Source organism: Pseudomonas sp., from assembly GCF_049301935.1.
GTDB lineage: Bacteria > Pseudomonadota > Gammaproteobacteria > Pseudomonadales > Pseudomonadaceae > Aquipseudomonas.
This window is the reverse complement of the sequence record NZ_JBAQLP010000036.1, coordinates 24952-45637: the sequence shown is the minus strand read 5'-3', so window position 1 is coordinate 45637 and position 20686 is coordinate 24952. Positions and strand designations below refer to the sequence as shown.

Genomic DNA, 20686 nt, shown 5'->3' with positions numbered 1-20686 from the left:
GTGATACGCAAATTTTTGCTGCTGTTGGAAGGCGGTGTGCTGCTGGCTGGCTTACTGGTTGCGTTTGCCGCCTGGCAACAGCATACGGCGTTGCACCAGCCGCTGAACCTTACCGAAGAGTATCTGGTGGATGTGCCGGCAGGCGCGACGCCAGGTGGCGTGCTCAATCGTCTTGAAGCCGATGGTATCCTTGATCAGGCTTTCTGGCTGCGTCTTTACTGGCGCTTCAATCTGCGCAATCAACCGTTGCACAGTGGCGAGTATCGCCTGACTCCCGGGTCTACTGCGCTGGATATGCTCGGCCAGTGGCGGCGCGGTGAAGTGCTGCAATACAGCCTGACGCTGGTTGAAGGCTGGAATTTCCGCCAGGTACGCGCCGCACTGGCACGCGAAACACGCCTTGAGCTGACCCTGAGCGAGTTGAGCGATGCCGAGCTGATGAAGAAGCTTGGTCTGCCGGGTTTGAACCCAGAGGGACGTTTTTTTCCCGATACCTACAGCTTTGTGCGTGGCATGAGTGATCTTGAACTGCTCAAGCAGGCGCATGCGCGGTTGGAGCAGGTGCTGGCTGAGGAGTGGGCGCAGCGGGCCAAGGACCTGCCGTACAAAGAACCTTATGACGCGCTGATCATGGCCTCGATGATTGAAAAAGAAACCGGAGTGCCGCAAGAGCGTGGCGAAATTGCCGGAGTATTTGTGCGCCGTCTGCGCATCGGCATGCGCCTGCAAACCGATCCAACGGTGATCTACGGTATGGGCGAGCGCTACAACGGCCGCATCACCCGTGATGATCTGCGTCAGCCCACGGCTTACAACACCTACACCATCGACGGTATGCCGCCGACGCCGATTGCCTTGGTCGGCCGTGAAGCGATCCATGCGGCGCTCAATCCGGTGGCCGGCAGCAGTCTGTACTTCGTCGCCCGTGGCGATGGCAGCCATGTATTTTCCAATACCCTGGAACAACACAACCGGGCCGTGCGTGAGTATCAGCTTAAGCGCCGCGCGGATTACCGTTCCAGTCCGGCCCCGGCCGTGCCCAATAATCAGTAAGGACAGCCTGTGAGCGGTTTGTTTATCACCCTGGAAGGCCCGGAGGGCGCCGGCAAGAGCACCAACCGTGATTACCTGGCCGAGCGCTTGCGTGAGCACGGCATCGATGTGCTGTTGACCCGTGAACCGGGCGGCACGCCCTTGGCCGAGCGGGTGCGCGAGCTGCTGTTGGCACCCAGTGATGAGCCGATGGCGGCCGATACCGAGCTGCTGCTGGTGTTTGCCGCGCGCGCCCAGCACCTGGCGCAGGTGATTCGCCCGGCCTTGGCGCGTGGCGCTGTGGTGCTCTGTGATCGCTTCACCGATGCGACCTACGCCTACCAGGGCGGCGGTCGTGGCCTGTCCGAGGTGCGTATCGCCTTGCTGGAGGAGTTCGTTCAGGGCGCGTTACGCCCGGACCTGACCCTGGTGTTTGATCTGCCGATTGAAGTGGGCCTGGCCCGTGCAGCGGCGCGCGGTCGGCTGGATCGCTTCGAACAGGAAGGCCGGCAGTTCTTCGATGCTGTGCGCCAGACCTACCTGCGCCGCGCCGCCGAGCAGCCGCAGCGCTACCGCATTCTCGATGCCGCACGCTCCTTGAGCGAGGTGCAGCTGGCCTTGGATAAGCTGCTGCCACAACTGCTGGAGCTGCAGCGTGGCTGACGCGTACCCCTGGCAGGATTCTCTTTGGCAGCAACTGGCTGGCCGTAGCCAGCATGCCCATGCCTATTTGCTGCACGGGCCGGCCGGCATCGGCAAGCGCGCGCTGGCTGAGCGCTTGATGGCGCGCCTGTTATGCCAACAGCCCGCAGGCCTGGATGCCTGTGGCCAGTGCAAGTCCTGTCACCTGCTGGCGGCCGGCACCCATCCGGATAACTACATTCTGGAGCCGGAAGAGGTCGACAAGGCGATCAAGGTTGATCAGGTGCGTGAGCTGGTCAGCTTTGTGGTGCAGACCGCGCAGCTGGCCGGGCGCAAAGTAGTGCTGGTGGAGCCGACCGAGTCGATGAACGTCAACGCCGCCAACGCCTTGCTGAAAAGCCTGGAAGAGCCGTCCGGCAATACCGTGCTGCTGTTGATCAGTCATCAGCCCAGTCGCCTGTTGCCGACGGTGAAAAGCCGCTGCGTGCAGCAGGCTTGTCCGCTGCCAAGCGAGGCCATGAGCCTGGCGTGGCTGGCGCAGGCGTTACCGAGCTGTAGCGCCGAAGAGCATAACGAGTTGCTGTTTCTTGCCGCTGGCTCGCCGCTGGCGGCGCTGAAGATGCATGAGCAGGGCGTTATCGCGCAGCGTGCGCAGGTGGTTGACGGGGTGAAGAAGCTGCTCAAACAGCAGATCGCGCCCAGCCAGTTGGCCGAGAGTTGGAATGCGGTCTCCCTGCAGTTGCTGTTCGACTGGTTCTGCCAGTGGTCGCAGCTGATGCTGCGTTACCAACTGAGCCGTGATGAAGACGGGCTCGGGCAAGCTGATATGCGCAAGGTGGTGCAGTACCTGGCGGATAAAACCCCGCAGGCGAAAGTGCTGAGCATGCAGGATTGGTTGCTGGCACAGCGTCAGAAAGTTATCGGCAAGGCTAACCTTAACCGTGTCTTGCTTCTCGAAGCCTTGCTGGTGCAGTGGGCAAGCTTGCCCGGACCGGGCTAGAATCGGCCATTGAGTGAATAAAATCAGGAATGCCGCATGAGTCTGCCTCCTAACTTGGGCCCGCGTAACGGAATTTTGTCGCTGACAATCAAGGACAAATCCGTGCTCTATGCCGCTTACATGCCCTTTATCAAGAACGGCGGCCTGTTTATTCCCACCAACAAGAACTACAAGCTTGGTGATGAAGTGTTCATGTTGCTCAACCTGATGGATGAGCCGGAAAAGATTCCGGTGGCCGGCAAGGTGGTCTGGATCACTCCCAAGGGCGCTCAGGGCAATCGCGCCGCTGGTGTAGGTGTGCAGTTCAATGATGGCGACAACACCGCGCGCAACAAGATCGAAACCTACCTGGCCGGTGCACTGACCTCGGATCGCCCGACGCACACCATGTAAGTGGTTTTTCCTCCGTACCACGGTGTCCGCTTTGCGGCACCGACTCTCAAGTGATTGCTTCCATGCTGGTTGATTCCCACTGTCACCTTGACCGCCTCGATCTGGCCGCCCATGGCGGTTCACTCGACGCGGCACTGGATGCTGCGCGGGCGCGCGGTGTTGGTCATTTTTTGTGCATCGGCGTTAGCGCAGGCAACGCCGCTGCGGTCAAAGGTCTGGCCGAGCGCTATAGCGATGTCGATTGCTCGGTCGGTGTGCATCCGCTGGACCTTGAGCCCGGCGCGGCCCCGGCGCTGGACTGGCTGCTCGGTGAGTTGAATCACCCCCAGGTGGTGGCCATCGGCGAAACCGGGTTGGATTATCACTACGAGCCGGAATCTGCGGCGCTGCAGCAAACGTCCTTCCGCCTGCACCTGGATGCGGCGCGGATTACCGGCAAACCGGTGATCGTGCATACCCGCGAAGCGCGTGCCGACACCCTGGCGCTGCTGCGCGAAGCGGCGTTGGCGCAAGCCGGTGTGCTGCACTGCTTTACCGAAGACTGGGAAATGGCCAAGGCCGCGCTGGATATCGGGTTCTATATCTCGCTGTCCGGCATCGTCACCTTCCGCAATGCCGAGGCGCTGCGTGAAGTGGCGCGCCAGGTGCCTGCCGATCGCCTGCTGGTGGAGACCGACTCGCCTTACCTGGCGCCCATCCCACATCGCGGCAAGCCCAACCTGCCCGAGTATGTGCGTGATGTGGCTGAATACCTGGCGGTGCTGCGTGGCGTGAGCTTCGAGCAATTGGCTGAGCAGACCACGGCCAATTTCAAGCGCTTATTTCCGCTGGCTCGGGTGAACTGAGTTCCCCAGGTTCAGCGCAAAAAATTGCCTGGAGCAATTTTTAACGTCGCGTAGCGACGGCCCGAAGGGTGGCCGCCATGGATGGCGGACATAAAAAAAACCCGGGCTCTGGGGGATGAGACCGGGTTAAGACCATTAGGAGTAAATCAAGGTACGCGGTCCACGGTACCTTGCCTGGCGGGGCGCTTGGGGGATACGCCGCACACCAGTACCCATCAGTATTGGTGAAGATTGCCGAACGTCCAGGCCATTTACCGGCATTCTTAAACGGATTTGGAATACGCACCGTGCTGCTGAGTCCTCAAGCAGTGGCCAGCTGCTGTAGCAGCGCCAGCGTATCTTCAATAACTCTGGCGTTGGTGTAGAAATGTGGCGACAGGCGGATGCCTGCACCGCGTTGCGCGCAGATCACCTGTTCGTCGCGTAGGCATTGATACAGGGCCTGGTTATCCCAGCCATCGAGGCTAAAGGTGAGGATGCCGCCGCGTCGCTGCGGGTTCAGCGGGCTATGCAGGTGGCTATGCGGAATTCGCAGCAGGCCATCGAGCAGCCATTGCATGCGCTCCTGCAAGGCACGTTCGACCTCGGTCATGCCCACCTCTTCGAGCAGCGACAGGCTGGCCTCCAGGGCCATGGCGCCGAGCATATTCGGGCTGCCGCATTCAAAACGCCGGGCGCTGCGGGCGGGCTCCCAGGTGCTGCGCTGGTAGTCGCCGGCATGTTCGAGCATATGCCAGCCGTATTCATGCAGTTTGAGCTGGGCGCGCAGGTCGCTGCGGCAATAGAACACGCCGAGGCCTTCCGGGCCGAGCAGCCATTTATGCCCGTCGGCCATGGCAAAGGCGCATTGGCTGGTCTGCACGTCGAAGGGCAGGGCGCCGAGTTGCTGGATGGCATCGATGCACAGCAGCACGCCGCGTGTTTGGCAGCCCTGGCCCAGGCGCGGCAGTTCCAGACGCAGGCCGCTGGCATATTGTATAGCGCTGATTGCCATCAGTCGGGTTCGTGGGCCGCAAGCGGCCAGCAGGGCGGCTTCGGCATTACCGCTGTGCAGGTTGACCTGCACCACCTCAACGCCCAGAGGCGCGAGCGCTTCCCAGACAATCCGGTTGGAAGGGAATTCTTCGTCGCTGATTACCACCTGATCACCGGCCCGCCAGTCCAGGCCGAAGGCGACAAAGGACAACGCCTCGGAGGTGTTCTTCACCAGGGCGATATCGCCGCAGCTGGGCGCGTTGAGCAGGCGCTGCAGACGCTCGCGCAGGCGGCGCTCGATCTGCAGCCAGGTTGCGTAGTCGCGCGCGCCGGTTTGTGCGTTCTCGCTGGCAAAGCGGCTGACCGCATCGACGGCCCGTTGTGGCCAGGGCGAAACGGCTGCGTGGTTCAGATAGCGCAGACCGGGAAGTTGCGGAAACTCGTCATGAACTGCGTACATGGTCGGATGATCCGTGCAATTTGCCGTTAGTTAGGCATAATACGCGCCTTCGTTTTTTTGACCCCGTAGTCCTTTTATGCATAAAGAACCCCGCAAGGTCCGTGAGTTTCGCCGCCGCGAACAGGAAATTCTCGACACAGCACTGAAGCTCTTCCTCGACCAGGGTGAAGACAGCGTGACTGTGGAAATGATTGCCGACACGGTTGGTATTGGCAAAGGCACCATCTACAAACACTTTAAATCCAAGGCGGAGATTTACCTGCGCCTGATGCTTGATTATGAGCGCGATCTCAACGAGTTGCTGCACTCGGCCGACGTCGACCGTGACAAGGAAGCGCTGTCGCGCGCCTACTTCGAGTTTCGCATGCGCGACCCGCAGCGCTACCGCCTGTTTGATCGCCTGGAAGAGAAGGTGGTCAAGGGCAATCAAGTGCCGGAGATGGTCGAGCAGCTGCACAAGATTCGCGCCTCCAACTTCGAGCGCCTGACCCAGCTGATCAAGGGCCGTATCGCCGAGGGCAAGCTGGAAGACGTGCCGCCGTATTTCCATTACTGCGCCGCCTGGGCCCTGGTGCACGGCGCCGTGGCGCTGTATCACTCGCCGTTCTGGAGCAATGTGCTGGAAGATCAGGAAGGCTTCTTCCAGTTCCTTATGGACATCGGCGTGCGCATGGGTAACAAGCGCAAGCGTGAGGGCGACACCCCGGCTAGCTGAGGTATTCAGCGCGTGGATAAGCACTCTGCTGGGCTGGCGGCGCCCCTATACTCGGCGCTTACCTTTGCTGGAGCCGTGCATGATCGTTGACCGCCAGGGCAGACGCTTTCGTAACCTGCGTATCAGCCTGACTTCCGCCTGCAACTATGCCTGCACCTACTGTGTGCCGGACGGCAAACGCCTGGTGGCCGCGCAGGATGAGTTATCCGCCGATGCCATGCTGCGTGGCGTGGCCTACCTGATCGAAGCCGCCGGCATCGAACGGCTGCGCATCACCGGTGGCGAGCCGCTGGTCAGCCCCAAGCTCGACGCTTTTTTGCGCGGCGTCAGCCAGCTCGGCTTGGCCGATATCAGCCTGACCAGCAATGGCCAGTTGCTGGCGCGCAAACTGCCACTGCTGCTGGAATGCGGCATCCGCCGCTTGAATATTTCCCTGGATACCCTCGACGCTGCGGCATTCCGCACTATTGCCCGTGGCGGCGACCTGGCCGCCGTGCTCGATGGCCTGCAGCAGGCGCGGGCGGCGGGCCTGCAGATCAAGGTCAATATGGTGCCGCTGCGCGGGCAAAACCTCGATCAGGTGCTGCCACTGCTCGACTACTGCCTGGCCAATGGCTTCGAGCTGCGCTTTATCGAGCTGATGCGCATGGGCCATCTGGCCCGCGATGGCAACGGCTTCCAGCGTCAGTTTATCGGCATGCCCGAGCTGCTGGAGCTGATCGGCAGCCGCTACGACTATGTCCAGGCTCACGCTGCGCTGGATGCCACCGCACTGCGTTTCGCCATTCCTGACGTGGGCCACTTCGGCGTGATCGCCAATGAAAGCGTGCCGTTCTGCCGCACCTGCTCGCGCCTGCGCCTGTCCTCGACCGGCTGGCTGCATGGCTGCCTGTCATCGAGCAACCGCCACTACATCGGCGACCTGCTCGACAAACCGCGCCACCAGGCGTTACCTGCGCTGCAGGGGCTGCTGATCAAGGCGCTGGGCGACAAGCAGGATGTGGCATTCTCCGGCGGCGCGACGGTGATGAAGATTATTGGCGGCTAAGGCTGCCGTCTGCCTTGAGTGAAGAGCATGCACGATTTCCCCATCAGTTATATCGAGCCCGTATTCCGTCCGCCCAGCGAAGCCCATTCGCTGATTCTGCCGGTGACCAATGGCTGCTCCTGGAACCATTGTGGCTTCTGCGAAATGTACACTCAGGAGCAGAAGAAATTCCGCGCCCGCGATGAGGCGCAGGTGCTCGAAGAGATTCGCCTGAGCGGCGAGCGGATGATTGTGCAGCGGGTGTTTCTTGCCGATGGCGATGCCCTGGTGCTGCCGACGCGGCGGCTGCTGAGCATTCTGCAGGCGATACGTACGCATATGCCGGAAGTTAAGCGGGTGTCGAGCTACTGCCTGCCGCGCAACCTGCGCAAGAAGTCGGTGGAGGAGCTCAAGGAGCTGGCCGATGCGGGGTTGCGCATGGCCTATGTCGGCTGCGAGTCGGGTGATGACGAGGTGCTGGCGCGGGTCAACAAGGGCGAAACTTATGAGTCCAGCTTGAGCGCGTTGGACAAGCTCGGCCAGGCCGGCATCAGCCGCTCGGTGATGATCCTCAATGGCCTGGGTGGCACAACCTTGAGTGAGCAGCACGCGGACAATTCGGCGCGGCTGATGAATGAGGCGCAGCCGGAGTTTCTCTCGACCCTGGTGGTGAGTTTTCCCCAGGGTGAAGCGCGCTTTCGCGAAGGCTTTGTCGATTTCCAACCACTCAACCAACAGCAGCTGTTTGTCGAGGTCGAGCGTTTGCTGAGCGCCCTTGAGCTGCGCGACACGGTGTTCCGCAGCGACCATGCCTCCAACTACCTGGTGCTCAAGGGCATTCTGGGGGCCGACAAGCCACGTCTGCTGGCCCAGGTGCGGCAGGCCATCGAGCAGCCGCAACAGGCGCGGTTGCGTCAGGAGTGGCAGCGCGGCTTGTGATGCGGCGCGCTGGCGTGGAATCTGCATCTAGGCGCTATCCGCCGGTTTTTTGTCACCGGCTGCGGGAGAAACGTGATGCGTAGTCTGTTGCTGACAGTGGCTGTGCTGCTGCTGAGTGGTTGCATGAAGGCCAGTGATCTGGCGGATCAAGCGATTTATCAATTGCGCGATGTCGGCGTGCTCGACCATAGCCAGATGCGCCGCGCCAGCCCTTGGCGCTTACAGGCTGATTCGTTTATCTATATTGCCCAGGGCCATTTTGTGCCGCCGGGCTCAGCCTATCCGCGGCCCAACGTGGTGGCCGAAGAGGCCTACAAAGGCTTTATCGAATATTTTCCCATGGTGCGTCGTGCCAAGGCGCCGCTTGGGCTGGAGGAGTCTCTCACTGCTGCTCGGGAAGCCGGAGCGCATTACCTGCTGTACAGCCGCTTTGCCTATGCCGATGACCGCATCGGCACGGTGGAGGAGTGGGAAGATCAGGAAGCGCTGGACCGTCTCGGTACCGATCGCGGGGTGATTCAGTTGATGCTGATCGAAACCAACACCCGCTATTTGGTCGATACCACGCGCATTCGTAGTCGCGGAGGCTTCCTGACGCTTTATGATGCCAAGCCTGAGGATCTGATCGGTCCGGCGCTGCAGGATTACGCGCGGCGTTTGTTGGGCTTGGGGCATTAAGTGATGACGGATACAGGCAAGGCCGGCGACCTGCTGGCGCAAATACCCAAAGGCGAGGGCAAGGGCTTGCCCCCGGTGCACCTGTGGAACCCGACGTTCTGCGGTGATATCGACATGCGTATCGCCCGCGACGGCACCTGGTACTACCTGGGTACGCCGATTGGCCGCAAACCGATGGTCAAACTGTTCTCCACCATCATCCGCCGTGACGGCGACAAGTATGTGCTGGTGACACCGGTGGAGATGGTCGGCATTCAGGTGGATGATGCGCCGTTCGTGGCGGTCTGCCTGCACGTGGACGGTGAGGGCGAGGCGCAGGTGCTGCGTTTTGTCACCAATGTCGAGGATCAGGTGGTGGCTGGTGCCGAGCACCCACTGCGGATCGAGTTGGACGCCCTGACTGGGGAGCCCGCACCCTATGTGCATGTGCGCAGCAATCTTGAGGCGCTGATTCACCGTAATGTGTTTTATCAGCTGGTCGACCTGGCGGTGCCGCGCGAGATCGATGGCAAGAGCTGGCTGGGGGTGTGGAGCAGCGGGGAGTTTTTCCCGATTGGTCCAGAGCCGGCGTAGCGTTGCGGTCTTCAGCCCCCAAAAGCTAGGCAGCCATTAGGTGTTGTGAGCACCTGTTATGGGCCGGGTGCGTGGCGCAGAGGGGGTAAATATGAGCGCAAGGCGCGCTGTTTGTAGCCAGCTACAACGTAAACGCCCCGAATTAATCGGGGCGTTCGTTATGCAGTGCCTGAGTTCAGAGGCTTTTCATACCCTCGGATTAAACGGGCCTGGTTGTTTCAGCTGGAAGGCTTACTGGCCGTCAACAGCGTCTTTGGCTTCATCGCCAGCTTCGCTGATGGCGTCAGCTGCGTCATCGGCAGCTTCTTCGATTTTCTCGCCAGCGGTTGGCTCGGTGCCCATCACTTCATTGGCTTTCTGCTCGATGGCTTCGCCGGTCTCTTTAGCGGCATCACCCATGGATTCGATGGCTTCAGCAGCGGACTCCTTGGCTGACTCTAGTTTGTCTTCCGGGGTTTTCTCGCAAGCTGCCAGGCCGAGCGCGGCGGCGAGAAGCAGGGCATAGGTGAATGGCTTTTGCACAGTTAATACTCCTTGTAATGTAGTAATCAATGCCTGGTCGCCCGGGCATAGCCATTAAACAACTCGGCTTCAGCGAAGTTCCCGAGTCCTTGCCCCGTAGTTCTCATCATCAGGCGGCCTCTGTGATGCCGTGCTTTCTGCCAGCGGGTATCATGCTCACCCTTTGTACAGCTGTCCTGAGTCTGAAGTCATGAGCGATTCCCCTATTGTTGAGCGGGCGCAGCGTTTTCTATCGGTATTACGCCATTGCCAGGTGCTCGGCATCAGTGTGCACAGCGCCGATGCGCAGGGCTTGATCCTGCGTTTGCCCTACAGCCCGCAGATTGTCGGCAACCCGGAAACCGGGGTGATTCACGGGGGGGCCATCACCACGCTGATGGACACCACCTGCGGCATTTCCACCGTGTGTGTGCTGCCTGAGTTCGAAATCTGCCCAACCCTCGACCTGCGCATCGATTACATGCGCCCGGCCGAACCGAACAAGGATGTATTTGGTTTCGCCGAGTGCTACCGGGTGACCGAGAACATCATCTTTACCCGCGGTTACGCCTATCAGGACAACCCCGATGAGCCGATTGCCCATGTGGTCGGTGCCTTTATGCGCATGGGTAAACCCGCCGATCTGCAACGTACTGCCAAGGGAGCTGGCCAATGAGTACGCTGAATCTCAACCAGTTGGTGCGTGAAGCCCACGAGCAGAATAACTACGACTCACTGATCAGCCTGATTCCCTACGCCAAGCTGCTCGGTATCGAGTGCCTGCGTCTGGGCGATGACATGGTGTTTCGCCTGCCGGCCAACCAGGACAATATCGGTAATCCAACCTTGCCCGCGCTACACGGCGGGGTGATTGCCGGCTTTATGGAACATTCGGCGATGCTGCATTTGCTGATGTTTATGGGTATTCCACATTTGCCGAAAATCATCGACTTCTCGATAGATTACCTGCGCGCCGGCCATTATCGTGACACCTTCGTGCAATGCCAGGTGTGGCGCCAGGGCCGTCGAGTCGCCAACGTGGCCATCACCGCCTGGCAAACCAACCAGACCGAGCCAATTGCTACGGCGCGGGCGCATTTTAAGGTCGATGAGCCCTGAGCGCGGGCTATCGATCACCACTGCTTTTATTATCGCGAAGGAATTCTGAATGGATGCGCTGCTGATTCTGGGTGGCTTGCTGCTGATCCTCGCCGGGTTGGTCTGGCTGGTGATGCGCTCCTTTGCGACCGGCCTGCTGTGGGGCTGGGCCAGTTTTCTGCCGCCGTTCACCCTGCTGTATGTGTTGCGCCATTGGCGTTCGGCGCGGCCAGCCCTGGCGTTGGCCGGTTTAGGGATTATTCCGCTGGTGGTCGGCCTGACCTTGCTGGCCAGCCATGATGCGCAGCGCCTGGAGGCCATCCTCAGCCTCAAGTGGCTCAAGCCCGAGGTGCAGGTACCCGCCGAGCTGGCCATTGATCTGCGCGGTGAGCTCAATGGCCGACCATTCGCGCCGCAGCAGGCTGAGTTGCTCGATGGCGTGCTGAGCTTGCGTGAGGGGCAGGATTTTTTTGCCCAGAGCGAGTTGGTGATTCGTCTGCCGAAAGTCGACAAGGGCCCGGTGCGGATCGATGTGCTGCCTGCCGATGAAGGCACACTGCCGGAAGTGGAAATCAGCTGGTTATTGCCGGAGCAGGAATTGCCCGAAGCGCGGCGTTTGAGCCGTGGTTACACCCTGCACCTGGATTTGCAGCCGCTGGCGCCGAACAAGCTGGCCGGGGATTTCCATCTGGTGCTGCCTGCGCAATTCAAGACCACCCTGAGCGGCAAGCTTGAGCTGTTTCGCAACGGTCTGCGCTACAAGGGCGGTAAAGTCGATCGTCAGTTCGACTCGGTCGATACCGTCAGCCATGTCATTCAGGACTACTTAGAACGCCGCTTTGCCACGCGCCGGGTGGAGCTGCAGCCCATCGGCAACCTGAACTTCCCCTTGCAGAGCATTGATCTGAACGTCCAGGCGCGGATCAATGGTGAGTTGCAGCAGTTGCCGATCCTGCTGCAGAAGCAGGACAAGCGTGGCTGGCAGGTAGCGGCCGATAGTTTTCCGCCATTGCCTAGCGCAGTTGCACCGCCTGTTGCCGAGGCCAAGCCGGCGGCAGTGGCGGCGGTCGCTCCCGAGCGAGTCAGCCGGCCTCTGGATCGGCGTGTGCGCTTCAGTCTCGACGGCTTGCTGCGCAGCCCCAACCGCTATGCAAACCTCAGCATGCGCGCGACCACCGAGCGCGGTAACAGTGCCGAAGGGCGTTTCCAGGGGGTCGATCAGGACGGCCGGATCATCCTGCGTCAGCGCATGAGCGGGCAGGGCGAAGTCAGCTACAGCCTGCTGCCGGAAGAGATTGTCCGTATCGAGTTGCTTGAGCCCTGAGGCAAGCTGCAGCCAAGCACTTGAAATCCCACAACATGCCCCCACCTGTAGGACATCCGCCGCGCTGCGGCTTCGTCAACAACGTGGAGTAAGAGAGCATGAGTGTGGAAACTCAAAAAGAAACCCTGGGCTTCCAGACCGAGGTGAAGCAGCTGCTGCACCTGATGATCCATTCGCTGTATTCGAACAAGGAAATCTTCCTGCGCGAGCTGATTTCCAACGCATCGGATGCCACCGATAAGCTGCGTTTCGAAGCGCTGGCCAAGCCCGAATTGCTCGAAGGCGGCGCTGAGCTGAAAATTCGCGTCAGCTTCGACAAGGACGCCAAGACCGTCACCCTCGAAGACAACGGCACCGGCATGAGCCGTGAAGAGGCGCTCACCCACCTGGGCACCATCGCCAAGTCCGGCACCGCCGACTTCCTCAAGCACCTGTCTGGCGACCAGAAGAAGGATTCGCACCTGATCGGTCAGTTCGGCGTGGGCTTCTACTCGGCCTTTATCGTCGCCGACAAGGTTGATGTATACAGCCGCCGCGCCGGTAGCCCGGCCAGCGAAGGCGTGCACTGGTCGAGCAAGGGCGAGGGCGAGTTCGAAGTCGCCACCGTTGAAAAGGCCGAGCGCGGTACCCGTATCGTCCTGCACCTGAAGAGCGGTGAAGACGAGTTCGCCGATGGCTGGCGTCTGCGCAATATCATCAAGAAATACTCCGACCATATCGCTCTGCCGATCGAGCTGCCGAAAGAGTTCCATGGCGAGGAGAAGGACAAGCCGGCCGAGCCCGAGTGGGAAACCGTCAACCGTGCCAGCGCCCTGTGGACCCGTCCGCGTACCGAGATCAAGGACGAGGAATACCAGGAGTTCTACAAGCACATCGGTCACGATTTCGAGAACCCGCTGAGCTGGAGCCACAACAAGGTCGAAGGCAAGCTGGAATACACCTCCTTGCTCTACACCCCGGCCCGTGCACCGTTTGATCTGTATCAGCGTGAAGCACCGCGTGGCCTGAAACTCTATGTGCAGCGCGTGTTCGTCATGGACCAGGCCGAGTCCTTCCTGCCGCTGTATCTGCGCTTTATCAAGGGCGTGGTCGACTCCAACGACCTGTCGCTGAACGTCTCCCGCGAGATCCTGCAGAAAGACCCGATCATCGATTCGATGAAGTCGGCGCTGACCAAGCGCGTACTCGACATGCTGGAAAAACTGGCGAAGAACGAGCCCGAGCAATACCAGAGCTTCTGGAAGAACTTCGGCCAGGTACTCAAGGAAGGCCCGGCGGAAGACTTCGCCAACAAGGAGAAGATCGCCGGCCTGCTGCGCTTTGCCTCCACCCGCACCGAGGGTGGCGAGCAAAGCGTTGGCCTGGGCGAGTACATCGCGCGTATGGCCGAAGGTCAGGACAAGGTTTACTACCTGACTGGCGAATCCTACGCGCAGGTGAAGAACAGCCCGCACCTGGAAGTGTTCCGCAAGAAAGGCATCGAAGTGCTGCTGCTCACCGACCGTATCGATGAGTGGCTGATGAGTTACCTGACCGAGTTCGACGGCAAGCATTTTGTCGACGTGGCCCGTGGCGATCTGGACCTCGGCAAGCTGGATTCGGAAGAAGATAAGAAAGCCCAGGAGGAAGTCGCCAAGGCTAAAGAAGGCCTGGTCGAGCGCCTGAAAACCGCACTGGGTGAGCAGGTTGCCGAGGTGCGTGTCTCCCATCGCCTGACCGACTCGCCGGCGATCCTGGCCATTGGTGAGCAGGACCTGGGGCTGCAGATGCGCCAGATCCTCGAAGCCAGCGGGCAGAAGGTACCGGAGTCCAAGCCGATCTTCGAGTTCAATCCAAGCCATCCGCTGATCGAGAAGCTCGATGGTGAGGCCGACGAAGACCGTTTCGCCGACCTCAGCCATATCCTCTTCGATCAGGCTGCCCTGGCCGCGGGCGACAACCTGAAGGACCCGGCTGCTTACGTACAGCGGCTGAACAAGCTGCTGGTCGAGCTGTCCGCCTGATACCTGCGGTAAACAATTGAGCCCGCCAAAGCGGGCTAATCAGACGTTCACTCTAGACGCCCTGCAAAGGCCAGCTTTTGCAGGGCGTTTTTCTTGGCTCTGGAGCTGTTATGTGTGGCGTCGTGCGCGGCGGTGTTTAAAGAGCCGTGCAAGGTGCCGCGCCACATGGCAGGCGTGGGGGCGTGAGTAAGGTGCGCGAAGTCAGGCTGAATCAGCCCCAGTCTTGGTTGTTGGCGACAGAGCGGGTTGGTGCGCTCAACGTTCTGGCCATAGGCGCAGTGGCTTGCCTTCGGCGGGCCACAGCTGCAACTGCTCGGTGGCGGAGAAATCCCAGCGCTGCACCTTGCTCAGGCTGTCGAGAAAGCGCGCTTCCTGCTCCATCAGCGCCGCTGCACAGATCTTGCGGGTGCTGCCCGCGGCGCTGAAGCTGAGTGTGTCACCCTCTAGGGTGTACCCGGCAAACCAGTGGTTGCAGCCGGCGTTGCCATAGGCGCGGCCATCATCACCGAGGGTAATGGTCAGGTGGCTGCTGTCGATCAGCGGGTGTGCGCCGATCCATTCGACCTGGTAGGTGTGCCCGGTTTCCAGCTGCGGTGCGGATGTGGCGCAGCCTGTGAGGCCGGCGGCTAGCAGACCCAAGGTCAGTACAGGGTTCATATCGCCTCCTTGGACGCGGCTTAGGTGCTGCATTTCGGGCACAGGTGCTTGGCGTTCTTTGATTGCCAGCCCAGTTCCTTGATCCGCGCCTCGGCGGCCGGTGCCTGGGCTTTTTTGCCGAGGGCGGCGTCGACGGCGAACTCAAAATCCAGCTGCGCGTTGCAGCTGTCGCAGTTGACCTGCCAATTGAAGACCGCCAGTTCCTTGAACGCCGGGCCGGTGGCCACAGCCACCCACTGGCCGCGCGGGTTGATCAGGTGGCGAACCTTGTCGGCCTGCAGGCGCATGGACAGTTCGCGGCTGCCTTTGAGGGTGACCAGCAGGGTGTCGCCACTCTGGATCGAGCCGCCATTGCCGGTGACCTGGTAACGGCCGGGCGCAAGGGCGCGGCATTCAATCAGGGTGTGCTCGGGGTTGAGCAGGTTGTAGCGAAAGTCGTGTTCAGCCATGAATCCTCCAAATGTGCACAAATGCTATCACGCGCTGCTCTCAGGCTACGCCCGCCAAGCGGTTCAGACGCTGACCTGGGCGTGCCGCGCCAGTCGCTCGATGGCAGCGTCCAGCTCATCCAGGGCGTACTGGGCGGCGGGGTCGTTCTGTTTTAGTAGGGTCTCGCTGCGCTGGCAGGCGGCGCGCAGCTGCGGTACGCCGCAGTAACGGGTAGCGCCGTGCAGGCGGTGTACACGTTCGATCAGGCTGTTGCGCTCGCCACTGTCACGCGCCTGGCGAATGGCCTGACGGTCACCGGGCAGGCCGGCCAGCAGCATGCTCAGCATATCGGCGGCCAGGTCTGCCTTGCCGGCGGCCAGGCGCAGGCCTTCATCGGCATCCAGCACACTGAGGTTGTTATGTGCAGCGCTGATGCCGGTGTGCTCGCTGCTCTGGTTACGCAGGGCCAGGCCAGTCCACTTGAGTACCACCTGGGCCAGCTGGCGCTCGCTGATCGGTTTGCTCAGGTAGTCGTCCATGCCGCTTTGCAGCAGGGCGCGTTTTTCGTTGGCCAGGGCGTGGGCAGTCAGCGCGACAATCGGCACCGGGCCCCGGCCGCGTTCGTTTTCCTGCTGGCGAATCGTCTCGGTGGCCTGGCGGCCGTCCATGCCGGGCATCTGCACGTCCATAAAAATCAGGTCGAACGACTGCTCGGCGGCTTTTTCCACGGCTTCATAGCCGCTGCTGGCGATGCTCACCTGTGCGCCCATATCCTCCAGCAGGGTTTGTACCAGCAGCAGGTTGGCCGGGTTGTCATCGACGCAGAGGATCAACGGTGGCCGGCTCGGTGCACTTTGTGGGTTTTCTGTGCGGCTCTGCCTTGGGCTGACCAGCTCGGCCAGGCCGCGCTGCAGCTTGCGCGTGCAGGCCGGCTTGGCTTGTAGCTGGCTGTACGCATCCGGTAGCAGGCGGTGGTACAGCGACTGCTCGGTGGTGGGGCACAGCAGCAGGGTTTTGCAGGACAGGCGTTCGAGTTCCCAGATGCACTGATCGAGGCGCTCCGGCGGCAGGGTCTGGGTGCTGACGCCGAGCACCGCCAGTTCAATCGGCTGGGCGCTATGTCGCGCCTCGGCCACGGCGGCGAGCAGGCTGTCGAGGTTGTCAAAACCACTGACCTGCAGGCCGCAGTCTTCCAGTTGATGCTGTAAAGCCTGGCGGGCCAGGTCGTGGTGTTCCAGGGCAGCCGCGCGGCGACCGAGCAGCGGTGGGCGCGGCAGGTCTTCGGCATCGTCGCGGGCCTTGGGCAGGCTTAGGGTGATCCAGAATTCCGAGCCTTCTGCGGGCGTGCTGTCGACACCAATCTCGCCGCCCATCTGTTCGATCAGACGCTTGGAAATTACCAGGCCCAGACCGGTGCCGCCGGCCTGGCGACTCAGCGAGTTGTCGGCCTGGCTAAAGGCCTGGAACAGTTCGCGCAGGTCTTCATCGGACAGGCCGATGCCGGTGTCCTGCACGCTGATGCGCAGCTGCGCGCGGTCGGCGCTTTCGTCTTCGAGCATCGCGCGGACAACGATGCTGCCGGCGCGGGTGAACTTGATCGCGTTACTCACCAGGTTGGTCAGCACCTGCTTGAGCCGCAGCGGGTCGCCGATCAGTGACAGTGGCGTGTCGCGGTAGACCAGGCTGAGCAGCTCCAGCTGTTTGGCGTGGGCGGCGGGAGCGAGGATGGTCAGGGTGTCCTGCAGCAGGTCGCGCAGGTTGAACGGGATATTTTCCAGCACCAGCTTGCCGGCTTCGATCTTCGAGAAATCGAGAATCTCGTTGATGATCGCCAGCAGGCTGTCAGCAGATTTCTCGATGGTGCCCAGGTAATCCTGCTGGCGCGGAGTCAGCTCGCTTTTCTGCAGCAGGTTGGTGAAGCCGAGGATGCCGTTGAGTGGGGTACGGATCTCGTGGCTCATATTGGCGAGGAATTCGGATTTGATCCGGCTGGCCTCGAGTGCTTCGCGGCGGGCGAAGTCCAGCTCGATGTTCTGGATTTCGATGGTTTCCAGGTTTTGCCGCACGTCTTCGGTGGCCTGGTCGACGCTGTGTTGCAGTTCTTCCTGGGCGTTCTGCAGCGACTCGGCCATGCGGTTGATGCCCGAGGCCAGCTCGTCCAACTCGTGGCTGCCCAGCGGCGGTAAGCGGGTTTCCAGGTGGCCGTCTTTGAGCTGGGCAACGCTGTGTTTGATCTGCCGTAGCGGGTCGTTGATGGTGCGACTCATGCGCACGGCGAGCAGGGCGGTGACCATCAGCCCGGTGGCAATCAGCAGCAGGCTGGCCAGCAGGCTGCGGTAGCCGCTGAGCAGGGTGCTGTGGTGTGACAGCTCCAGTTCGACCCAGCCGAGCAGCCGCGTACCGGGTTCAGGGGCGGCCTTGCCAGTCAGGCTCAGGTGTTGCTGATACACCGGTAAAAGAAAGCGCGTGGCCTGTTGATTGCTGTTCTGCGCGGGTTGCGGCCCGCCCATTGATGGTGGTGGGCTGAACATGCTCGGTCCGGCGTGGGCCAGGGTGCTGCGTTCGGCGGTGAGGAAACTCACGGCACGCACGTCCGGCTGCTCAAGTGCCTGGGTGGCAATGCGCTGCAGCACCTCGCTGTCGCCGGCATGCAGGGCCGGAGCGGCCAGCGGTGCAAGCTGTTCGATGATCATCTGTCCGCGCTGCAGCAGTTGCCCCTGCAAGCTGGACAGTTGCACCCAGGTGAAATAACCGCCCAACACCAGCGCCAACAGGCTGGTGGGCAGCAGCGTGAGTATGAGCACACGGCCTTTGATGCCTAAATCCTTTAACACGCGCGGCCTCCTGTATTGATCCGAGCAGTTTAGCGGTTGCGCCCGTTCTTATGGCAAATGCTGTTGCCCACAGTGGGTCGGTTATATGGCCCAGCGAGGTTTGCCGTTATCATGAGGGCCTTCTTTGCTTTTGGATTATTTCGTTCGCCATGAGCCCGCATTACCCAACCATCGCCGATTGCGTCGGCAACACCCCGCTGGTGCGTTTGCAGCGCCTGCCGGGTAACACCAGCAACACCTTGCTGCTGAAGCTGGAAGGCAACAACCCGGCGGGTTCGGTAAAGGACCGCCCGGCGTTGTCGATGATCACCCGCGCCGAGCAGCGCGGCGACATCCAGCCCGGCGACGTGTTGATCGAGGCCACCAGTGGCAACACCGGCATCGCCCTGGCGATGGCGGCGGCGATCAAGGGTTACCGCATGGTGCTGATCATGCCGGACAACTCCACCGCCGAGCGCAAGGCGGCGATGACTGCTTATGGCGCGCAACTGATTCTGGTCGGCGGCATGGAAGAGGCGCGCGACCTGGCTCTGCAGATGCAGGCCGACGGTAAGGGCAAGGTGCTCGACCAGTTCGCCAATAGCGACAACCCGATTGCCCACTACAGCAGCACCGGCCCGGAAATTTGGCAGCAGACGGGCGGGCAGATCACCCACTTCATCAGTTCGATGGGCACCACCGGCACCATCATGGGCGTGTCGCGTTTCCTGAAAGAGCAGAATCCCGAGGTGCAGATCATCGGCCTGCAGCCGATGGAAGGTTCGGCGATTCCGGGTATCCGCCGCTGGCCGCAGGAGTACCTGCCGAAGATCTATCAGGCCGAGCGGGTCGATCGCATTATCGATATGAGCCAGCAGGAAGCCGAAGACGTCATGCGCCGCCTGGCCCGTGAAGAAGGCATCTTCTGCGGGGTGTCTTCCGGCGGTTCGGTGGCGGCGATGCTGCGCCTGTCCCAGGAGGTGGAGAACGCGGTGCTGGTGGCGATCATCTGCGACCGTGGCGACCGTTACCTGTCCAGTGGCGTTTACGACGCCCCGAGCACTGATGGCCAGAGCAACTGATGGCCAAGAAAGACGGCGGTCTGCGCTTTCAGCCCAGCGGTGGTTCCCGTGCAACCCAGGTGCCGGTGGGCAAGAAGCACAAGCTGGCCATCGAGCGTCTGGCCAATGATGGTCGCGGCATCGGCTTTAGCGAAGGGCGTACCTGGTTTGTCAGCGGCGCCCTGGCCGGCGAGCAGATCGAGGCGCGGGTGCTGGGTGCCCATGGCAAGGTGGTCGAGGCGCGGGTCGAGCGGATTCTCACGGCCAGCCCTGAACGGCGTGACGAGGCCTGCGTGCATGCCAAGGTGTGTGGCGGCTGCAGCCTGCAGCATATGCCCCATGCCGATCAGCTTGCCCTGAAACAGCGCATGCTCGCCGAGCAGCTCAGCCGCCTGGCAGGCCTTGAACCGCAGCAATGGGCCGCACCGCTGGTCGGCCCGGAACTGGGCTATCGCCGCCGCGCGCGGATTGCCGTGCGCTGGGACAACAAGGCCAAGCGCCTGGACGTTGGCTTTCGCGCTGCGGCGAGTCAGGACATTATCGCCATCAGCGATTGCCCGGTGCTGGTACAGCCCTTGCAGCCGATCCTGCGCGCGTTACCGCAGGTGTTGCGTGAGCTGGATAAACCCCAGGCCATTGGTCATGTCGAGTTGTTCAGCGGCTGCAGCAGTGCTGTGCTGATACGGCATACCGCCGCATTGAGCGAGGCGGATTTGGCCCGTTTGCAGGCGTTCTGCACGGCGCAAAATGCACAGCTGTGGCTGCACGGCAGCACCGAGCCGCAGCCGTTTGAGCCGGCGCAGCCGCTGAGTTACCGCCTGGATGCGTTCGAGCTCGAGCTGGCGTATCGGCCCGGCGATTTTGTCCAGGTCAACCAGCCGGTGAATGACGCGATGATCGCGCAGGCGCTGGACTGGCTGGCGCCGCAGGCCGCTGAGCGGGTGCTGGATCTGTTCTGTGGTCTGGGCAATTTCGCCTTGCCGCTGGCCCAGCGGGTGGCTGAATTGGTGGCGGTGGAAGGGGTGGCCAGCATGGTCGAGCGCGCCGCCGAGAATGCCGCCAGCAATGGTCTGGGCAATGCGCACTTTTACCAGGCCGACCTATCCCAGCCGCTGGCCGATGCGAGCTGGGTACAGGGCGGTTTCGCCGCCGTGCTGCTCGACCCGCCGCGTGATGGCGCGTTGCAGGTGGTTAAGCAAATGACCGCGTTGGGCGCCAAACGGGTGCTGTATGTATCGTGCAACCCGACGACCCTGGCCCGCGACAGCGCCGAGTTGCAGGCGCAGGGTTATCGGCTGGAAAGAGCCGGTATCCTCGATATGTTTCCGCAAACCGCGCACGTCGAAGCGATGGCGCTGTTTGTCCGGCAGTAGATTGAACGCGCCTGAATAAGACGGCGGGGTGCTTGGTTTTATCCGCCCCCGCCCTTATCTAGGAGCAGCAGGGGCGCGAAGGAGTTGCGCCTTAGGTGGTTAAACCGACTGGCCTGAAAAGGCCGTCGACAGTTCGGCTGCCCCGCGG

General features: G+C 61.6%; 21 protein-coding genes. 16 read left to right on the top strand and 5 right to left on the bottom strand.

Annotated elements, in window-relative coordinates:
* The 5 genes from mltG to WA145_RS04865 all read left to right on the top strand — a co-directional run bounded on the left by mltG (window position 1) and on the right by WA145_RS04865 (window position 3912).
* Entirely contained in the window at window positions 1–1053 is a 1053-nt protein-coding gene (gene mltG, locus WA145_RS04885) for an endolytic transglycosylase MltG (RefSeq protein ID WP_422580481.1), read from the top strand.
* 9 nt (window positions 1054–1062) lie between these two features.
* Window positions 1063–1695: a dTMP kinase gene (tmk, locus tag WA145_RS04880; RefSeq protein ID WP_422580480.1), complete on the top strand. Its 633-nt coding sequence runs from the start codon at window positions 1063–1065 to the stop codon at window positions 1693–1695.
* Window positions 1688–2674 (top strand): DNA polymerase III subunit delta', encoded by a 987-nt coding sequence (locus tag WA145_RS04875; RefSeq protein ID WP_422580479.1) that lies wholly within the window; start codon window positions 1688–1690, stop codon window positions 2672–2674. The genes tmk and WA145_RS04875 overlap by 8 nt, the downstream gene beginning before the upstream one ends.
* A 36-nt stretch (window positions 2675–2710) precedes the next feature.
* Window positions 2711–3067, top strand: a complete 357-nt coding sequence (locus WA145_RS04870) for a PilZ domain-containing protein (RefSeq protein WP_422580478.1) — start codon at window positions 2711–2713, stop codon at window positions 3065–3067.
* Between the two features lie 62 nt (window positions 3068–3129).
* The gene (locus WA145_RS04865) at window positions 3130–3912 is read left to right on the top strand and encodes a TatD family hydrolase (protein WP_422580477.1); all 783 of its coding nucleotides are present in this window, start codon (window positions 3130–3132) and stop codon (window positions 3910–3912) included.
* Window positions 3913–4213: 301 nt separating this feature from the next.
* Here the strand turns inward: WA145_RS04865 and WA145_RS04860 are convergent, their stop codons facing one another.
* Window positions 4214–5347: an aminotransferase class V-fold PLP-dependent enzyme gene (locus tag WA145_RS04860; RefSeq protein WP_422580476.1), complete on the bottom strand. Its 1134-nt coding sequence runs from the start codon at window positions 5345–5347 to the stop codon at window positions 4214–4216.
* Between the two features lie 76 nt (window positions 5348–5423).
* Here WA145_RS04860 and WA145_RS04855 point away from each other — a divergent pair, with 76 nt between their 5' ends.
* From WA145_RS04855 to WA145_RS04835, 5 genes are all read left to right on the top strand, one after another.
* Window positions 5424–6062: a TetR/AcrR family transcriptional regulator gene (locus tag WA145_RS04855; protein WP_090247979.1), complete on the top strand. Its 639-nt coding sequence runs from the start codon at window positions 5424–5426 to the stop codon at window positions 6060–6062.
* Between the two features lie 79 nt (window positions 6063–6141).
* The gene (locus WA145_RS04850; RefSeq protein WP_422580475.1) at window positions 6142–7110 is read left to right on the top strand and encodes a GTP 3',8-cyclase MoaA; all 969 of its coding nucleotides are present in this window, start codon (window positions 6142–6144) and stop codon (window positions 7108–7110) included.
* A gap of 27 nt (window positions 7111–7137) precedes the next feature.
* Window positions 7138–8028, top strand: coding sequence for a radical SAM protein (locus WA145_RS04845; protein WP_422580474.1), 891 nt, complete (start codon window positions 7138–7140; stop codon window positions 8026–8028).
* A gap of 75 nt (window positions 8029–8103) precedes the next feature.
* On the top strand, window positions 8104–8706 hold the full coding sequence (locus tag WA145_RS04840) for a DUF4823 domain-containing protein (protein WP_422580473.1): 603 nt from the start codon (window positions 8104–8106) through the stop codon (window positions 8704–8706).
* A gap of 3 nt (window positions 8707–8709) precedes the next feature.
* Window positions 8710–9279, top strand: a complete 570-nt coding sequence (locus WA145_RS04835) for a DUF1285 domain-containing protein (RefSeq protein WP_422580472.1) — start codon at window positions 8710–8712, stop codon at window positions 9277–9279.
* 231 nt (window positions 9280–9510) lie between these two features.
* Here WA145_RS04835 and WA145_RS04830 read toward each other — a convergent pair whose 3' ends face one another.
* Window positions 9511–9801: a hypothetical protein gene (locus WA145_RS04830; RefSeq protein WP_422580471.1), complete on the bottom strand. Its 291-nt coding sequence runs from the start codon at window positions 9799–9801 to the stop codon at window positions 9511–9513.
* A gap of 190 nt (window positions 9802–9991) precedes the next feature.
* Between WA145_RS04830 and WA145_RS04825 the strand changes: the two genes are divergently transcribed.
* The 4 genes from WA145_RS04825 (at window position 9992) to htpG (ending at window position 14205) form a co-directional block, all read left to right on the top strand.
* Window positions 9992–10456 carry a PaaI family thioesterase gene (locus WA145_RS04825; protein ID WP_422580470.1) on the top strand — a complete coding sequence of 155 codons (465 nt, stop codon included), beginning with the start codon at window positions 9992–9994 and terminating at the stop codon, window positions 10454–10456.
* Window positions 10453–10899 carry a PaaI family thioesterase gene (locus WA145_RS04820; RefSeq protein ID WP_090253305.1) on the top strand — a complete coding sequence of 149 codons (447 nt, stop codon included), beginning with the start codon at window positions 10453–10455 and terminating at the stop codon, window positions 10897–10899. Before WA145_RS04825 ends, WA145_RS04820 begins: the two co-directional genes overlap by 4 nt.
* A gap of 49 nt (window positions 10900–10948) precedes the next feature.
* On the top strand, window positions 10949–12202 hold the full coding sequence (locus tag WA145_RS04815) for an MFS transporter (protein WP_422580469.1): 1254 nt from the start codon (window positions 10949–10951) through the stop codon (window positions 12200–12202).
* 98 nt (window positions 12203–12300) lie between these two features.
* The gene (gene htpG, locus WA145_RS04810) at window positions 12301–14205 is read left to right on the top strand and encodes a molecular chaperone HtpG (RefSeq protein WP_422580468.1); all 1905 of its coding nucleotides are present in this window, start codon (window positions 12301–12303) and stop codon (window positions 14203–14205) included.
* A 255-nt stretch (window positions 14206–14460) separates the two neighbouring features.
* Here htpG and WA145_RS04805 read toward each other — a convergent pair whose 3' ends face one another.
* From WA145_RS04805 to WA145_RS04795, 3 genes are all read right to left on the bottom strand, one after another.
* Window positions 14461–14862: an META domain-containing protein gene (locus tag WA145_RS04805; RefSeq protein ID WP_422580467.1), complete on the bottom strand. Its 402-nt coding sequence runs from the start codon at window positions 14860–14862 to the stop codon at window positions 14461–14463.
* A gap of 20 nt (window positions 14863–14882) precedes the next feature.
* Window positions 14883–15311 (bottom strand): hypothetical protein, encoded by a 429-nt coding sequence (locus WA145_RS04800; protein WP_422580466.1) that lies wholly within the window; start codon window positions 15309–15311, stop codon window positions 14883–14885.
* 63 nt (window positions 15312–15374) lie between these two features.
* Complete coding sequence (locus WA145_RS04795) at window positions 15375–18125, bottom strand: response regulator (RefSeq protein ID WP_422580465.1); 2751 nt, start codon at window positions 18123–18125, stop codon at window positions 15375–15377.
* Window positions 18126–18274: 149 nt separating this feature from the next.
* On the opposite strand from WA145_RS04795, the gene cysM reads away from it, so the two are divergent.
* A complete protein-coding gene (gene cysM, locus WA145_RS04790; RefSeq protein ID WP_422580464.1) occupies window positions 18275–19186 on the top strand; it encodes a cysteine synthase CysM in 912 nt (303 codons plus the stop codon).
* A complete protein-coding gene (rlmD, locus tag WA145_RS04785) occupies window positions 19186–20538 on the top strand; it encodes a 23S rRNA (uracil(1939)-C(5))-methyltransferase RlmD (RefSeq protein WP_422580463.1) in 1353 nt (450 codons plus the stop codon). The genes cysM and rlmD overlap by 1 nt, the downstream gene beginning before the upstream one ends.
* Window positions 20539–20686: the final 148 nt, after the last annotated feature.

Excerpts from the sequence above, each read along its gene's own strand:
- WA145_RS04870 (WP_422580478.1), top strand. The coding sequence starts at position 2,711 with ATGAGTCTGCCTCCTAACTTGGGCCCGCGTAACGGAATTTTGTCGCTG.
- WA145_RS04865 (WP_422580477.1), top strand. The coding sequence starts at position 3,130 with ATGCTGGTTGATTCCCACTGTCACCTTGACCGCCTCGATCTGGCCGCC.
- WA145_RS04860 (WP_422580476.1), bottom strand. The coding sequence starts at position 5,347 with ATGTACGCAGTTCATGACGAGTTTCCGCAACTTCCCGGTCTGCGCTAT.
- WA145_RS04855 (WP_090247979.1), top strand. The coding sequence starts at position 5,424 with ATGCATAAAGAACCCCGCAAGGTCCGTGAGTTTCGCCGCCGCGAACAG.
- WA145_RS04850 (WP_422580475.1), top strand. The coding sequence starts at position 6,142 with ATGATCGTTGACCGCCAGGGCAGACGCTTTCGTAACCTGCGTATCAGC.
- WA145_RS04845 (WP_422580474.1), top strand. The coding sequence starts at position 7,138 with ATGCACGATTTCCCCATCAGTTATATCGAGCCCGTATTCCGTCCGCCC.
- WA145_RS04840 (WP_422580473.1), top strand. The coding sequence starts at position 8,104 with ATGCGTAGTCTGTTGCTGACAGTGGCTGTGCTGCTGCTGAGTGGTTGC.
- WA145_RS04835 (WP_422580472.1), top strand. The coding sequence starts at position 8,710 with ATGACGGATACAGGCAAGGCCGGCGACCTGCTGGCGCAAATACCCAAA.
- WA145_RS04825 (WP_422580470.1), top strand. The coding sequence starts at position 9,992 with ATGAGCGATTCCCCTATTGTTGAGCGGGCGCAGCGTTTTCTATCGGTA.
- WA145_RS04820 (WP_090253305.1), top strand. The coding sequence starts at position 10,453 with ATGAGTACGCTGAATCTCAACCAGTTGGTGCGTGAAGCCCACGAGCAG.
- WA145_RS04815 (WP_422580469.1), top strand. The coding sequence starts at position 10,949 with ATGGATGCGCTGCTGATTCTGGGTGGCTTGCTGCTGATCCTCGCCGGG.
- htpG (WP_422580468.1), top strand. The coding sequence starts at position 12,301 with ATGAGTGTGGAAACTCAAAAAGAAACCCTGGGCTTCCAGACCGAGGTG.
- WA145_RS04805 (WP_422580467.1), bottom strand. The coding sequence starts at position 14,862 with ATGAACCCTGTACTGACCTTGGGTCTGCTAGCCGCCGGCCTCACAGGC.
- WA145_RS04800 (WP_422580466.1), bottom strand. The coding sequence starts at position 15,311 with ATGGCTGAACACGACTTTCGCTACAACCTGCTCAACCCCGAGCACACC.
- cysM (WP_422580464.1), top strand. The coding sequence starts at position 18,275 with ATGAGCCCGCATTACCCAACCATCGCCGATTGCGTCGGCAACACCCCG.
- rlmD (WP_422580463.1), top strand. The coding sequence starts at position 19,186 with ATGGCCAAGAAAGACGGCGGTCTGCGCTTTCAGCCCAGCGGTGGTTCC.